This is a genomic window from Paenibacillus sp. JCM 10914, from assembly GCF_001315105.1.
GTDB lineage: Bacteria > Bacillota > Bacilli > Paenibacillales > Paenibacillaceae > Paenibacillus_AQ.
The window spans coordinates 61,792-75,464 of record NZ_BAZR01000006.1; the positions used below are offsets into that span (position 1 = coordinate 61,792).

The following is a 13,673-nucleotide window of genomic DNA, read 5'->3' on the forward strand; positions in this document are numbered from 1 at the left end:
AAGAGTCATGGATTGGAGCCGTGCAAAAAATGTACTGATTTACGCATTTTTGCTCTTGAATCTGGTACTGGGATACCAGCTCTGGATGGATTATCGGGAGCAGGCCGGCTCCAATCTTGATTTCACCTCGTTAGCGGAGAGCACACAGCAGATTATGGAGGAGAACGGCATTCAGGTGCTGAGTCCGATTCCGACCGAAACGCCGCAGCTGCCCAAAATCAACTATATCTACAGTGCCGAGGCACAGAAAGAGCCGGTGGAACTGGAGGAAGCGGTAGATTCGAAGCTGGTTTATTCGGATGAGAAGGAGTTGCGTTCGGCCTTCGAGGGCAGGATTGCGAATCTCAGCGAATATCGGCACGATCAGCAGTCGGATAAAGAGAACGCATTCGTATTTCGTCCACTCATAAATAATGAATGGCCGCTATTCAATGTGGAGCTGGAATTTATATATGAATCCCAGAAAATCAACGCCTATCGCGAGCCCGTATTTGAAATTATGCCGACCGAGGATACGGAGGAGCAGAAAGTCTTATCAGCCTCCAAGGCACTGGAGACTTTGATTGAGCGGAATTTCATCCCACCGGACTCGGCCGTAAGGGATATTCAGCTTGGCTATTATGGACAGTTGTTTAACACGGAAGACCAACTTGCGGCGCCTACCTGGCGATTTACGCTGGATGGCGGCGAGATGATCTATGTGCAAGGCATTAGTGGGGATGTTCTTACACCAAAAAGCGATACGATAAAGGAGTAATCCATATGGGGATATCATTTTCCGTGCTGTCGAGCGGCTCGACGGGCAATGCTACGATTGTCCGAAATGAGAACACGACCCTGTTGATCGATGCGGGACTCAGCGCACGGCGGATTGAAGAGCTGCTACGGGAACGCGAAATGACCGGTGATGAGATTGACGGTATTCTAGTTACCCACGAGCACTCGGATCATATTCGGGGGCTTGGAGCGGTTGCCCGCAAATATAATTTGCCGGTATATGCCAACGAACAGACCTGGGAAGCGATGAACCGCTCCATTGGCAAGATCGCAGAGGAGAATCAAATTGTGCTTGAGAGTCATGAGGTCAAGGATTTCGGCTCTCTGCGGGTAGAACCGTTTGAGATTTCCCATGATGCTGCGGCACCTGTTGGTATTGCTTCTATGATGGAGACGAGAAGCTAGGCGTGGCCACGGATCTTGGTTATGTGAGCGACAAAGTGAAGCGGGCGCTGGATCGGTCCGATGTGCTGGTGCTGGAAGCTAACCATGATATCGAACTGTTGCGTATGGGACGATATCCTTGGAATACGAAACGGCGGATTCTTGGTGATATGGGTCATCTGTCCAACAACTCGGCTGGTGATGCGCTGAGTGAATTGTTGACGGGTGATACGAAGCGAACGTACCTCGCGCATCTTAGCCTGGATCATAACATGATGGATCTAGCCAAGATGACCGTACGCGATACGATGGAAGACCGTGGCTGCTTCTTCAAGGACAGCGAATTCAAATTGTGTGATACGTATTATGATCGCTCCACACCGTGGGACGAGCTCAGAAGTAAGAAGTAGAAATCAGCCATTATTGATCATAATAAAGCTGTCACCAAGTGCGAGAATACGACTTGGTGACAGCTTTTTTTATCGTTTACTATTGCTTGCTTAAACTTTCTTGCGCCAGACGGACCATCTCCCGAACCATGGATCCACCGATCGCACCGCCAATCTTGCCTGCTTGACCCGTTGTGAGATCACTGTTATCACCAGGTGTAAGGGGGACACCGAGAGATTTGGCAACTTCATATTTAAGGTCCTGCTGCCGGTTTGGGTCTACGGCATAGCCTTCATTTTGCATTACTTGAACCATAAATTGCTCCATTGCCGGGCTCCGGCGACGTCTTGATCTTCTTGCCACGGGGCTAACCTCCTTGAATTCGATTCAGATGCCTGTATGAGTATTTCCCACGGGTGGAATGGGCATGCGTGGATAAGCTATCCATACGGGTGCTATAACCGGAAATGCAAGGATCGGACATGCGTAACAGAAGTATTTTGGATGAGGGTAGTCCTTCAAGAATAAGTTGCCTTTGCTCCAAATAGGATTGAGTTGTGGGGCCAGCGAGTGCTGCATTTTCCCTCTGGCTAGAATTGAGGATTTTGCCATTAGATTAACACATTTGTAATGTATTCTTCATGAGGGAGGATGATCGAAATCGCTGGTAAAAATGGAACCTAAATCCCCTTAGCGCGTATTAAGGAATACCTATGATTACCTAAAGGTGACACTTATCGTGAAAGAGTATACTCCTTGTACACGCTGCCGATAATGCCATTAATTTGGCAATCTTTATATGCAAGAAAGCTGACGTCATCCCCGGAGGTTATGGTACAATAGGAACACCAGATAGACGCAGTGATTGAGAGATAGGCAGAAGAGCAGGCGTGTGCTTTGCTTCTCGAATCGGTCGGTTAGTCTGGCGCACATTTCCAGTAAAAATGGTATTTTTGCGCTTAAGATCCCCTGTTTGTGGTAATAGATGGATGCGGGGTTTTTTTTGAATCATCATGTGGGAATACATACCTTTTATGGAACGTATATTAGGCGATTAAGCCTTCAATTTTTACGAGAACTCGTAATAATTTGAAAGAGTACGGCTAATTTGCAACTTTTTATGCTGTTTAAGAGTTATATCAATAGAGAGAGTTATCAGGTATGGAGTTGTTGTTAAACGATGATGACTCTATATGCTCGGTGTAGTGCCTTTTGCTGTAACGTCAGAGCGAATTTTAGTAGATCTGGGCGACGGGGAGTCTAACAGCTGATAAAGTAGCTTGACGGTCTGCAATCAAGGAGGGAGAGGGATCGCAATGGGATTGTTTGATGATGATTTCTATTCAACTAAAGTATCCAGACAGGGAAAAACGACCAGCGAGGACCCATCCGAACGCAGTAAATGGCGGTCGACCCGTCGTCGAAGAGGATTATCGACTTTCCAGATTTCCGCGCTGAGCTCCGTCTGCAGCGCATTAATTGCCGTCATGCTGTTTAGCTTTATTACAGGACATACCTCATCTTCTCCGAGGATGTCGTTAGTCAATGGCAGCCACCAGGTATCGTCGACGGATGGTGATCCGTTCGAACGCATCATTAACGCCGCACAGAAGGTGCGTCCCTCGGTCGTAAGTGTATTGACGCACAAGCAGCCTAAGGCATTAGAGGACGAAGGATGGTTTGAAGAGGACACCGAATCTCTGCCGGAGGATGAAGAAAGTCTTGAACTGCCGGAAGGTTTTGATTTTGGCGAGGATTTTGATTTCGGGGATGATTTCGGCGGTGATTTTGGAGGATCGCAGGAGGATGCTCTGGGTTCGGGTGTAATCTTCAAGAAGCTGGAGGGCAAGGCTTTTATTATCACGAACAACCATGTGGTGGAGGATGCCGATACGCTTGAAGTGGTCCTAGTGAACGGCGAGAAGAGAACAGCGACATTGGTCGGAACGGATCGTGTGAGTGATATTGCCGTGCTGTCGATTGATAGTAAGGGGATCGGCGAAGTAGCTGAGTTTGGCGATTCAACTAAGCTGCGCCTAGGAGAGACGGTCATTGCGATCGGTAACCCGCTAGGACTCGGTGACACGCTAACCTCCGGTATCGTTAGCTATACGAACCGAATTATTCCGGTCTCACTCAACCAGGATGGTATTTATGACTGGGAGCAGGAAGTGATTCAGACGGATGCTGCGATAAATGAAGGTAACAGTGGTGGCGCTTTGGTGGATCTGAACGGCCGCGTGATCGGGATCAATACGATGAAAATCGCCGATACCGGCGTGGAGGGACTCGGATTTGCCATTCCCGTGAATGAAATTACGGAGGTTGTCACGGAACTCATGTTGAAGGGTCACATTGCCCGCCCGTATCTAGGCGTGTACACGGTGGATTTGAGCAATCCTTATGCTCCGCTGAGCAAGAAGGAGAAAGAGAATCTCAACCTGCCGAAGACAATCACGGAAGGCGTGGTGGTGCTGGATGCGCTAGGACCGGCGCTCGATGCTGGACTGCAGCTTAATGACGTCATCGTGAAGCTGGATGGCAAGCCGGTTAATACGACGCTGGAGCTTCGTAAGCACTTGTACCGCAATACCAAGGTGGGCGGCGAATTGAACGTAACGTTCTACCGGGAGGGCAAACTTAAATCCCTCAAGATAAAGCTTCAGGAGAAGCCGGAAGAATAAACGAAGCTGCCGCAGCGGTTAAGCTGTTTGAACTGAACTAAATTAGGTATATATAATCGTAGGATATGAATAGACTGATCTATATAGAGAATGAAAAAGGTTAGGTAAGAGCCGGTGAAGTGGCTGCAGAGGAGAGCGTGGACACACGCTCTTTTTTGTTGCATACACGCGATTCGGATGAGAATCCTTGGATCACAAGGAAGCTTTTGCGGAATGCTATGTGACGCATGTGAGGAAATCGGTCAAAGGCATTTCTTTTTCCCACAGAGTATGGTAGAACTGAATAGTAGCTATTACTTGATTGATGAATGTACAACCAGAGGCGAATGAGAGAAAGGATGCATAGAATGTACGTCGTATGCAAGGAACATGTGGAACTGGCCATTGAGGATTTCGTGGACGAATATGAGGATGCTCCGGATATTGTGGATCTGAAAGAGACCGAGTTCTCGGATTGGGATCCGCCCGTAAAGTGCGCAGAATGCGATAAGCCAGCCCAGTTTCTCGTGGTGTGACACGTTTGCTAGTACAATAGATGATTATGAATGAGACGAAGCGTGATGAATTCACGCTTTTTTGGTATAAGAAGATATGAAAGATGTATAGATGAAGGAATGGCGCGATAAGCTAACGTAAGCGGAGTCTGGAGAATGGAGACGATCATATGGACGATTACGGGAAGTCATGGGAAGAGGAGATTAGACGGGCTGCAGACGCGGCCTATGAGAAAGAAATGGATGAGATTAATCGTCAACTGAACGAGCAGATCCTCATCGCCCTCATCGGTGACGTGAACACGGGCAAATCATCGACGATGAACCGTATCGTTGGCGAAGAGGTTGCCGGGGTAGGGGCAGAGCCGGGTGAGACCACGGAAATTAAGCCACATCCTTATAAAGAGCATATCTCTTTTATCGACACACCTGGACTGAATGACGTCAATACGGTAAATTCCGATGTGACCTTACAGTATTATAAACAAGCGGATATCGTGCTGTTCTTCTTGAATGCGGCGGGAACGGTCTTCTCTGAGGTGGAGAAGAAGTCGTTCGAGAAGATCGAAGGTGTGAACAAGAACATCGTCATCGTCTTGAATAAGATTGATGCTGCGGATGAGATTGAACGTCTCTTGGCGCGTATTCAGAAGGAGACGGGCGGCCATTATGATGTCGTACCAGTATCTTCTCGTACGGGGCAGAATATCGACCAGTTACGGAATCATATTCTGGAGATGCTTAAAAAAAAGTCTAAAGACATTCTCTTTGCCAAGAGCATCAAAGAGAAGTCGGCAACCGCCAACAGCTGGATTATCGGAGCATCGATCTCCGCCGGAGCGGTAGGGGCATCCCCGATTCCGGGCTCGGACATCATTCCGATAACGGGCATTCAGGTTAGTCTGTTGACGCGGCTGGCGGTGCTCTACAATAAGCCGATCAGCAAGGAGACCGCGAAGGAACTCGTCATCGCGACCATATTCGGGAACATTGGCAAGAGTATTTTTCGACAGATTGTGAAGCTGTTCCCTGGGGCTGGTTCCGTCGCTGGAGCGACAGTGGCAGGCGCTACAACGTTAGCGCTCGGGTATGCGGTGAAGTATGCGTATGAGCATGGGATTGAGATCAACACGGCGAATATTACGAAGCTATATAAGAAGTTTAGGGAGAAGGGGGAACAGGCGTCGAAACCGGACGACATTTCATCCTGATCCGACATGAGCTGCGCGCGCTTGGCTTGTATCACAGTAAAACAACAAAAAGGGCCTCGATTGGCCCTTTCGTTGTGCGCTGTCTTTCTTCACAGAAAGAACGCCTGGTTATTTGTCGGCAGCGTAATCTGCTTCCGCTTGCGCAAGCATGGATTTCCAATTCTTGAAGCCGGTCTCTCGCGAAACATGGCGGTCAAACAATTCATCTGGTATCTTATCGATATCCTCATGAGTATCTGCTTGGAAATTCCCCTTCTGCAGAAATTCACCAAAGCTCGTGAATGAGGAATGCCGGCTCATAAAGCTTTCGTTAAAAAGTTTATCCAGTGAAACATGGCTCGGATCTTCCTGGGCTGCTTTCTGCCCTTGCAATTCCATCAACAGGTCATCAAACGACATCGGTTTATGCTTTCTCAGAGTACCACTCCTAAATAGGTTATTTGTATTCAGTATAACATAACCAAAATTCTCATATGCATGGCTTCAAATGCAGAGTTGATCGAGACGTCTATCTTTTGGAGAAAGAAGTCCAGATCTGCTCAAGCCAGGAATCGAATTCGGCGCCTTTATCACCTTCGTACGTATCATAGATGTCAATTCTCATCTTCTTCAGTTTTTCTTTGAAGTCTTCGTACGTATGGTCGCGGGGCAGGCTTTTCTTCACTCTAAGCAACACCTTCGAGGTATCCTTGATCAGTTCGCCTTTGTGCCGCTCTGGCAAGGATACATCTTCTCCAAGGGAGCGGAGCTGATGGTATGCCGCTTCCTGGACTCCATATACCGTATCTGCATGCAGTCTATGCTTCAAAATGTCAATGGATCGCGGGTGATTCCATTTCCCCAAAGCTTCAACCGCTTGCAAACGTTCCCTCCAGTTCGCGTTTCGGTTGGCAGCGCTCTTCAGCTCCGCATAGTTCTCGGGCAGGTCTGTAATAACTTCTTGATTATCCAAATCCGTTCAACTCCTTATTTATATTCCAACCGGCAACATCTGAATCTATTTCATGAGAGATTATTTATCGGGCTTGCTGGTGTCCTCTACATGGTCTGCTTGCTTGGTTCCTTTGCTGGTATAGGGTTTCGGTTTGCCCTTGGCTCGCCTAGCCTTGGCATCCCAGCGGCTCCAGCCTTTTTTGCCTGTCCCTCTGCCTGTTCCACCCTTGCCCTTGGATTTACTCAACAAATCACTCCGTTATGGTTAGTCTTGACCGGCTTTGGCTGATGAATAACCAGCACTGTAGAAATATACACTGTATCGGCCTTTATGTATAGGATACCACGGAAATAAATATAAGAATCGTTCGAATTTTAACTTGATGGTCGTTAACAGGCGGCGAGTTGACTCTTAATAGCGAGCATGTTATGTTATTTTTGTACTGACCAGTCAGATTAAGGTGATAGCTTAGAATTTAGCCGTGAAAGGGCAGATTTAACCGTGAGCAAAGATAAAATTATTGGCGCAGCATTGAGGTATTCTCCGAGAAGGGATATCACCGTGCCAGCATGGATGAGATTGCGGCGCGTGCACAGGTTGCCAAAGGCACGTTATATTATAATTTTCCGGGCAAATCCCAGCTGTTTAAGACCGTGGTGAAGCAGGGTTTCGAGGATATTATGCAGCGGACGGAGGCTGATCTGAACTCCTCTTTGCCGATGAAGGAGAAGATCGAGCACTTGATTCGCCATCATCTGGATTTATTCCTGGAATCGCGTCATTTCTCCCATATCGTATTTAATGAGATCTCCAACGGCATCGAACAGGATGTACTCGATGATCTGAAGGAACTCAAGCGAACGTATCTAGGCTTTCTGGCCCGAATTATCGAAGAAGGAAAGTGTGAGGAGAATTTGGTCCGCGATGTGGATCCCCATCTGGCCGCGGCGAGTATCATCGGCACGCTGGAGAGTATGTGTAATTACTATCTGAATCATCAAGAAACGTACTCTCGGGGTGACCTTGAGCAATTTGCGTTTACGATGATTGCACAGGGCCTGTTTATATCGTTAGAATAAGCAGGTTCCTTTTTTTAAAGTCGCAATACTGACCAGTCAGTTCAAAAATACGGATGAAAGCGACGGTGTTGAAATGGAATGGAACAAGAACGGTTTACTTCCCTTGGAATGGTTCAAAGAGATGCGTACGAACTCCCCGATAAGCCGAGCCGGAGATGAAGGCTGGAATGTCTTCAAGTATGAGGACGTCAAAGCGGTGTTCACGAATTACGAAGTATTCTCTTCCCAAGGTGTCGCATCTTCTGAGGATCCCATCGATTCCAGCATTTTACGGCAAGATCCACCTAAACACCGCCAGCTGCGTAAATTGGTTTCCAACGCTTTTACACCGCGCATGATTGAGTCGTTAGGACCTAAGATCCAGGAGATTGCCACCTCCTTACTGGATGAAGCAGAGAAGAAGGGGAGGCTGGATGTTGTTGAAGACTTCGCCAGCCCGCTGCCAATTGTCGTGATTGCCGAGATGCTTGGCGTATCGCTGGAGTATCGTGAACGCTTCAAGTCGTGGTCGGAAGCACTCGTCGGTAACAATCCCGATGCTTATTATCAGTGCCAGCGCGAGATGAGTGAATACTTCTCCGAGATCGCCGAGGATCGGCGCCGGCATCCTCAGGACGATCTAATCACGAAGCTGGTGGAAGCGCGTATTGATAACGAACATCTAACGGACCTTGAGATCATTGGATTTTGCATTTTATTACTGGTAGCGGGTAACGAGACCACAACGAACCTGATCTCCTCGGCCGTTCTCGCTTTTGACAGTTTGCCGGAGGTTCGGGCTGAACTGCTGGCTGATCGTGCACGGCTACCAGGCGCGATCGAAGAGGTATTCCGCTACTTCTCGCCCGTCCAACTGATGTTCCGCCACGTCAAGCAAGATACGGTACTGCGTGGTCAAGAACTGAAGGCAGGTCAATTCGTCTATATCTGGATGGCCTCCGCCAACCATGACGAAGATATGTTCAAACAGCCAGATGCGTTTAACATCCACCGTAATCCGAATCCGCATCTTGGGCTTGGCAGCGGGATACATTACTGTCTGGGCTCGCAGCTCGCCCGAATGGAATCCCGGATCGCGATGGAGACGCTGCTGGACCGCTTCCCGCAATACCGCCGCGATCGTTCGGTAGAGCTTGCCAGAATGGATAGCACGATGATGTTCGCGCTGAAGGAGCTGCCGGTGATCCTTCGATGAGAATAGCGAGAAGAGCCACTCCGCCTTGGAGTGGCTCTTCTCATTTTTATAATTAAGAACAGGTATGTAGGGAAGCAGTGATGTCAATGATCCGTCTATCATCTGGATTTGAGTTGGGACATTTCCCGTTCTAACTGGGTAACACGGTAATTCAGCTGCTCTACGGACGTGGTATTGCCGTTGCCGATTAAAGCCTGGTTCAGTTCATCCAGCTGCTCCTGTAAGGATTTGATGGTTGCAATAAACACCTTGTAATCCTCAACGATCACATCCAGGAATGCATTGACCTCATCCATCTCGTAGCCTTTCACGAAGGTACCAACAACCCGGAATTCTTGTTCATGGATGGCCATCGGACTCAGCGAAATATTTTTCATACAGCTTAACTCCCCTCAGCATAATACATTATATCTTTAGTTCATCATCGATGTCAGGATTTGTCAACGGCCGATCTTTCTCTGAGGCTGCCACCGTGATAGAATGAACGTCATAACAGCAGAGTGCAAGGAGCGATCAACGCGATGAATATACAGATCATATGTGTAGGTAAATTAAAGGAAAAATACCTGGTGCAAGGGATTGCGGAGTATAGCAAACGGCTAGCGCCTTATGTGAGGCTAACTGTCCATGAGGTACCGGATGAAAAGGCGCCGGAGAATATGAGCGAAGCTGAGATGCGGCAGGTGCAGGAGAAAGAAGGGGCTGGTATTCTGGGCCACATCAAACCGGACGCCCATGTGGTGGCGCTCGCCATCGGCGGGCAGCTGTGGTCCAGCGAGGACCTGGCGGCACATATCGACAAGCTAGGCACGTACGGGACCAGCACAGTCGCTTTTGTCATCGGCGGCTCTAACGGCCTTTCTGACGAGGTGTTGAAGCGCGCTCAAACCAAGCTTAGCTTTGGGCGGATGACGCTGCCACATCAGCTGATGCGGCTCGTGCTGGTGGAGCAAATTTATCGGGCAGTGAAGATTAATCGGGGGGAACCTTACCACAAGTAGCGGCAAGTTTTTCGAAAAATCCCACAGCAGGCTTGGAAAGGCGCTTTACCAGACACGGGTTCAGGATGAGCCATACTTGGGGGAAAGTAGGGGCTAACGGGCTTTTGCGAGCTTTTTGGGGTCACAGAACGATGCTGACAATTTCGTGCAGGAAATGCACGGTAAGTCATTTTTATTTGCGATAGTATTTAACTCGAAGGGAGGGAGAACGATGGATTGGTTGGAGAGGATGAAAAACGCCATGGATTATATCGAAACGAACTTGGCGGACAATATCTCATATGATGACATAGCGCAGATCGCCTGTTGCTCCACGTATCATTTTCAACGAATGTTTCCGTTCATTACCGGAATCACGTTATCCGAGTACATCCGACGTCGACGATTGACATTGGCGGCTTTTGAACTGCAGACAACCGATGCAAGGGTAATCGATGTTGCTATGAAATATGGATACCAATCGCCGGAGGCGTTCGCACGGGCGTTCAAGAATCTCCATGGGATCATGCCGATATCTGCGCGCGATAAAGGCGTTTCCTTAAAAGCCTATCCTCGAATGTCCTTTCATATCTCAATAAAAGGAGATGTCGAGATGAATTACCGGATTGAACAAAGAGGGGCTTTTGACATGTTCGGCGTGTATGGTCTTGTAAGTCAGGATTTGCAAACGGCGTTTATTGATGTCCCTGAGTTCCGTAAACAATGTGATGAAGACGGCAGTGTGGATCTAATGAACGAGCTGCTAGGGCGGTTTGGTAATACCGTGTTGCACGCTGCCTTATATGACCATACAGGGGAATCATTCAAGTACATGGTATGCTATCATTTACCGAAGGGACTTGAAGTATCGGAGAGGTTCACAAAGCTTTCTGTCCGAGCTTTAACATGGGCTATTTTCCCGGAACCGCAATGTGATTTACAAAAACTATGGGAACGAATATATACCGAGTGGTTCCCGATATCTGGATACGAACAGGTTGAGTCCTCAATTCGAAATGTATTATGGAATGCCAGGGCATACACAGGGTGAGATCTGGATACCCGTAAAGAAAAAGTAACGATTGTCCTAAGGATACGATAGTTGAGCAAAGCGAAAGGGCCATCCCACAAAGGATGGCCCTAAACTTGCCGTTACAGACAGCGCGGTGAACCGTATCATAAGTAGCGGCAAGTTTTCTGATTTATCGATCGGAATATATTGCATGTATGGCATCGAATTCTGGCGTATGAGCTCGATTCCTCTGAACCTTTGGTTTTTTTGTAGGAAAATTATAGTAAAAAGGAGAATGTGTATATACATTGAATTTTACTATTTATTCGAATGGGAGGGATTTAATATGGGTCAACAGTTATTTGAAGCATTAGATCACATCCAAATTCCTGTTTTAGATGTGGAAGAGTCTATACAGTGGTACATCAAACATCTTGGATTCTATCTTCATGGGAGACCTAATCATGAAGACATGGCGTTTCTCTGCATAGAAAGAGAAAAAGACCCTGATGTCAGACCTTTATTTCTACTTTGGAAAACGAATGATGATACGAACATGAACTTTACCAAAAACGGTGAGCACATGCCAGTATTATGTTTTAAGACTAAACATATTAATGCTTTACGGGACAAATTAATTGAAGGCAATGTAGAAATCGCTAATTTTTCGGATGAAGGTTGGGCTTACTGTATGGATTTCTACGATTTGAACAGGAATTTGATTAACGTAACTGAATATAAGTAATACTTTGGTATTGATGTAACTACAAAACGCAATTATTGTTAAGATCTGTTCAGCAAGGAAAGGCCATTCCGCCCAGAATGGCCTTTTCAAATATCTTGCCGTTTCAGACAGCGCGGGGAACTATACCTAAATAAGGGCAAGTTTTTTTGCGGAATTCCTTGTGGGGCATGGATTTGTATATATGTGTGTACGTTTCGGGCTATCATAACGCTAACGGCAAGTAGTCATACATGTTGGATATAACCTTGAAGCAGCTCCTCAAAAAACAGGGGGTAAAGATTATCGAAAAGTACGGCAATGACAAAGAGCGTTTTCTAAAAGACATAATGAATTTGATGGTACCAATAGAGGGCGGATCCATTGAACTACGCGATTATATTAATATTAATAAATGGCTTAGCTCGGATTACACGTTATCAGACCCTGGTAGTGGAAGTAATAGAAAGGTTATTACATGGACGGAAACGATCAAACCTTTCTATGTAATGAAGTATCCGGTAACACAGCATTTGTATCATTTTGTATTGACCAAAGAGGAAGTTGAACCGACTGTGCGTGACCTGCCAATTACGGAAGTTTCATGGTTAGATTCACTTGTTTTTTGTAACGAATTGTCCAGAATACTTGGCAGGACTGAATGCTACACAATCACCACTGAAAGTGAGAACACGATATATAACGAAAAAGCGAATGGCTTTCGATTACTAACAGACGCTGAATGGCAGTATGCATGCAAGGCGGGAACCACAGGATATCGGTATGCAAGAATTGATCAAATTGCATGGTATCAACAAAACTCCAATCGATCAGCTCAACAATTCGGAAAGTTGCTTCCAAATCCATGGGGACTTTATGATATGGTCGGGAATGTATGGGAATGGTGTTGGGATCTATATGATACTAAACGATATGGGAACTATAGGGTCTTCCGTGGAGGCAGTTGGGCTGAAGTTGAGAACAATTGTGGTTCAACGGTTAGAAGGAAAAGCATGCCTGATTTCAAAATCGATGACCTTGGGTTTAGAATAGCACTTACAAAATCATGAGAAAACGATATCGAACATACCGAAAATGCCTTAAAACTCGCCGTGAGGGCCATCCTGCAAAGGACGGCCCTCAACTTGCCGTTATAGATAGCGCGGTGAACCGTATCACAAGTAGGGCGAAATAATCGTCCTTAACCTCGTGGAGTGCGGAAATGTCATTTTTGATGAATTGAAACTATGCGATCGATCGCTTATCTTCAATGAGCTTTTACAGGCGGTAGTTATGGTCGATTACCCGTTTCTCGACACATCCACTCTCTCCTGTAATCCTTCTACAACTTCAGGGTTTCCAGTCTATTATATTTAAATACCAACTTTAGTTGTCTTGATTGCGCAGTTGCTAGAATGGTAGATTGAGGAATAGTGATGAATTGAGGTAGAAATAAAGGGTTTAACCCTAAAACGAATGAAGGATGTGCGACTATTCAATGAACGGAGATTCGGGAAGCGAAGGCTGGCGGGTCCTTTGAAATTCCTTCTTCGATTGGATTATTAAAGGTAATCAGTATAGGAGGTAATGCCTTTAGGTATAACAATTTAAAAGCGTGACCCTCCCGGATAGTGTAACCAGTATAGGGGATAGGGCGTTTATTGTGCGCGTTGCTTGTCGTTTATCCCCCCTTTTTTACTGAGTACAACTTTAGTAGGATTTAAATCTCCTATTATTCGACTATGTTGCTTAGATAGAGTTGAATAATAGGAGATTTTTGGTGTGGAGACAATATACAGATAGTAAGAACAA

General features: G+C 46.7%; 15 protein-coding genes and 1 pseudogene. 11 read left to right on the forward strand and 5 right to left on the reverse strand.

Translation table 11 applies throughout. The features are described 5' to 3' along the window. Window positions 1–7: 7 nt before the first annotated feature. Both yycI and JCM10914_RS09980 read left to right on the forward strand, forming a co-directional pair. Entirely contained in the window at window positions 8–757 is a 750-nt protein-coding gene (yycI, locus tag JCM10914_RS09975) for a two-component system regulatory protein YycI (RefSeq protein ID WP_023960267.1), read from the forward strand. 5 nt (window positions 758–762) lie between these two features. Further along, a pseudogene (locus JCM10914_RS09980) lies at window positions 763–1,571 on the forward strand (MBL fold metallo-hydrolase). 79 nt (window positions 1,572–1,650) lie between these two features. On the opposite strand, the gene JCM10914_RS09985 reads toward JCM10914_RS09980, so the two are convergent. After that, window positions 1,651–1,878 carry a small, acid-soluble spore protein, alpha/beta type gene (locus JCM10914_RS09985; RefSeq protein WP_023960271.1) on the reverse strand — a complete coding sequence of 76 codons (228 nt, stop codon included), beginning with the start codon at window positions 1,876–1,878 and terminating at the stop codon, window positions 1,651–1,653. Between the two features lie 989 nt (window positions 1,879–2,867). Here JCM10914_RS09985 and JCM10914_RS09990 point away from each other — a divergent pair. The 3 genes from JCM10914_RS09990 (at window position 2,868) to JCM10914_RS09995 (ending at window position 5,940) form a co-directional block, all read left to right on the forward strand. Continuing rightward, the gene (locus JCM10914_RS09990) at window positions 2,868–4,235 is read left to right on the forward strand and encodes a S1C family serine protease (RefSeq protein ID WP_036717599.1); all 1,368 of its coding nucleotides are present in this window, start codon (window positions 2,868–2,870) and stop codon (window positions 4,233–4,235) included. Between the two features lie 347 nt (window positions 4,236–4,582). Beyond that, window positions 4,583–4,750 (forward strand): CxxH/CxxC protein, encoded by a 168-nt coding sequence (locus JCM10914_RS28320; protein WP_023960274.1) that lies wholly within the window; start codon window positions 4,583–4,585, stop codon window positions 4,748–4,750. 149 nt (window positions 4,751–4,899) lie between these two features. Next, the gene (locus JCM10914_RS09995) at window positions 4,900–5,940 is read left to right on the forward strand and encodes a GTPase (RefSeq protein ID WP_023960275.1); all 1,041 of its coding nucleotides are present in this window, start codon (window positions 4,900–4,902) and stop codon (window positions 5,938–5,940) included. A gap of 108 nt (window positions 5,941–6,048) precedes the next feature. Here the strand turns inward: JCM10914_RS09995 and JCM10914_RS10000 are convergent, their stop codons facing one another. From JCM10914_RS10000 to JCM10914_RS28325, 3 genes are all read right to left on the reverse strand, one after another. Next, entirely contained in the window at window positions 6,049–6,339 is a 291-nt protein-coding gene (locus tag JCM10914_RS10000; RefSeq protein WP_023960276.1) for a hypothetical protein, read from the reverse strand. 109 nt (window positions 6,340–6,448) lie between these two features. Continuing rightward, window positions 6,449–6,892 carry a HEAT repeat domain-containing protein gene (locus JCM10914_RS10005; protein ID WP_023960277.1) on the reverse strand — a complete coding sequence of 148 codons (444 nt, stop codon included), beginning with the start codon at window positions 6,890–6,892 and terminating at the stop codon, window positions 6,449–6,451. A 60-nt stretch (window positions 6,893–6,952) separates the two neighbouring features. Further along, entirely contained in the window at window positions 6,953–7,120 is a 168-nt protein-coding gene (locus JCM10914_RS28325) for a DUF3934 family protein (RefSeq protein ID WP_023960278.1), read from the reverse strand. 323 nt (window positions 7,121–7,443) lie between these two features. Between JCM10914_RS28325 and JCM10914_RS10010 the strand changes: the two genes are divergently transcribed. Together JCM10914_RS10010 and JCM10914_RS10015 are read left to right on the forward strand one after the other, a co-directional pair. Beyond that, the gene (locus tag JCM10914_RS10010; protein WP_023960279.1) at window positions 7,444–7,953 is read left to right on the forward strand and encodes a TetR/AcrR family transcriptional regulator; all 510 of its coding nucleotides are present in this window, start codon (window positions 7,444–7,446) and stop codon (window positions 7,951–7,953) included. Between the two features lie 73 nt (window positions 7,954–8,026). Continuing rightward, the gene (locus JCM10914_RS10015) at window positions 8,027–9,148 is read left to right on the forward strand and encodes a cytochrome P450 (protein WP_023960280.1); all 1,122 of its coding nucleotides are present in this window, start codon (window positions 8,027–8,029) and stop codon (window positions 9,146–9,148) included. A gap of 98 nt (window positions 9,149–9,246) precedes the next feature. Here JCM10914_RS10015 and JCM10914_RS10020 read toward each other — a convergent pair whose 3' ends face one another. Beyond that, window positions 9,247–9,525: a DivIVA domain-containing protein gene (locus tag JCM10914_RS10020; RefSeq protein ID WP_023960281.1), complete on the reverse strand. Its 279-nt coding sequence runs from the start codon at window positions 9,523–9,525 to the stop codon at window positions 9,247–9,249. Between the two features lie 144 nt (window positions 9,526–9,669). Here JCM10914_RS10020 and rlmH point away from each other — a divergent pair, with 144 nt between their 5' ends. The 4 genes from rlmH (at window position 9,670) to JCM10914_RS10040 (ending at window position 12,931) form a co-directional block, all read left to right on the forward strand. Continuing rightward, window positions 9,670–10,149, forward strand: a complete 480-nt coding sequence (rlmH, locus tag JCM10914_RS10025) for a 23S rRNA (pseudouridine(1915)-N(3))-methyltransferase RlmH (protein WP_023960282.1) — start codon at window positions 9,670–9,672, stop codon at window positions 10,147–10,149. 211 nt (window positions 10,150–10,360) lie between these two features. Further along, on the forward strand, window positions 10,361–11,179 hold the full coding sequence (locus JCM10914_RS10030; RefSeq protein WP_023960283.1) for a helix-turn-helix domain-containing protein: 819 nt from the start codon (window positions 10,361–10,363) through the stop codon (window positions 11,177–11,179). A gap of 307 nt (window positions 11,180–11,486) precedes the next feature. Then, complete coding sequence (locus JCM10914_RS10035) at window positions 11,487–11,885, forward strand: VOC family protein (RefSeq protein WP_023960284.1); 399 nt, start codon at window positions 11,487–11,489, stop codon at window positions 11,883–11,885. A gap of 230 nt (window positions 11,886–12,115) precedes the next feature. Beyond that, the gene (locus tag JCM10914_RS10040) at window positions 12,116–12,931 is read left to right on the forward strand and encodes a formylglycine-generating enzyme family protein (RefSeq protein ID WP_023960285.1); all 816 of its coding nucleotides are present in this window, start codon (window positions 12,116–12,118) and stop codon (window positions 12,929–12,931) included. Window positions 12,932–13,673 lie beyond the last annotated feature (742 nt).

Excerpts from the sequence above, each read along its gene's own strand:
- yycI (WP_023960267.1), top strand. The coding sequence starts at position 8 with ATGGATTGGAGCCGTGCAAAAAATGTACTGATTTACGCATTTTTGCTC.
- JCM10914_RS09985 (WP_023960271.1), bottom strand. The coding sequence starts at position 1,878 with ATGGAGCAATTTATGGTTCAAGTAATGCAAAATGAAGGCTATGCCGTA.
- JCM10914_RS09990 (WP_036717599.1), top strand. The coding sequence starts at position 2,868 with ATGGGATTGTTTGATGATGATTTCTATTCAACTAAAGTATCCAGACAG.
- JCM10914_RS28320 (WP_023960274.1), top strand. The coding sequence starts at position 4,583 with ATGTACGTCGTATGCAAGGAACATGTGGAACTGGCCATTGAGGATTTC.
- JCM10914_RS09995 (WP_023960275.1), top strand. The coding sequence starts at position 4,900 with ATGGACGATTACGGGAAGTCATGGGAAGAGGAGATTAGACGGGCTGCA.
- JCM10914_RS10000 (WP_023960276.1), bottom strand. The coding sequence starts at position 6,339 with ATGTCGTTTGATGACCTGTTGATGGAATTGCAAGGGCAGAAAGCAGCC.
- JCM10914_RS10010 (WP_023960279.1), top strand. The coding sequence starts at position 7,444 with ATGGATGAGATTGCGGCGCGTGCACAGGTTGCCAAAGGCACGTTATAT.
- JCM10914_RS10015 (WP_023960280.1), top strand. The coding sequence starts at position 8,027 with ATGGAATGGAACAAGAACGGTTTACTTCCCTTGGAATGGTTCAAAGAG.
- JCM10914_RS10020 (WP_023960281.1), bottom strand. The coding sequence starts at position 9,525 with ATGAAAAATATTTCGCTGAGTCCGATGGCCATCCATGAACAAGAATTC.
- rlmH (WP_023960282.1), top strand. The coding sequence starts at position 9,670 with ATGAATATACAGATCATATGTGTAGGTAAATTAAAGGAAAAATACCTG.
- JCM10914_RS10030 (WP_023960283.1), top strand. The coding sequence starts at position 10,361 with ATGGATTGGTTGGAGAGGATGAAAAACGCCATGGATTATATCGAAACG.
- JCM10914_RS10035 (WP_023960284.1), top strand. The coding sequence starts at position 11,487 with ATGGGTCAACAGTTATTTGAAGCATTAGATCACATCCAAATTCCTGTT.
- JCM10914_RS10040 (WP_023960285.1), top strand. The coding sequence starts at position 12,116 with ATGTTGGATATAACCTTGAAGCAGCTCCTCAAAAAACAGGGGGTAAAG.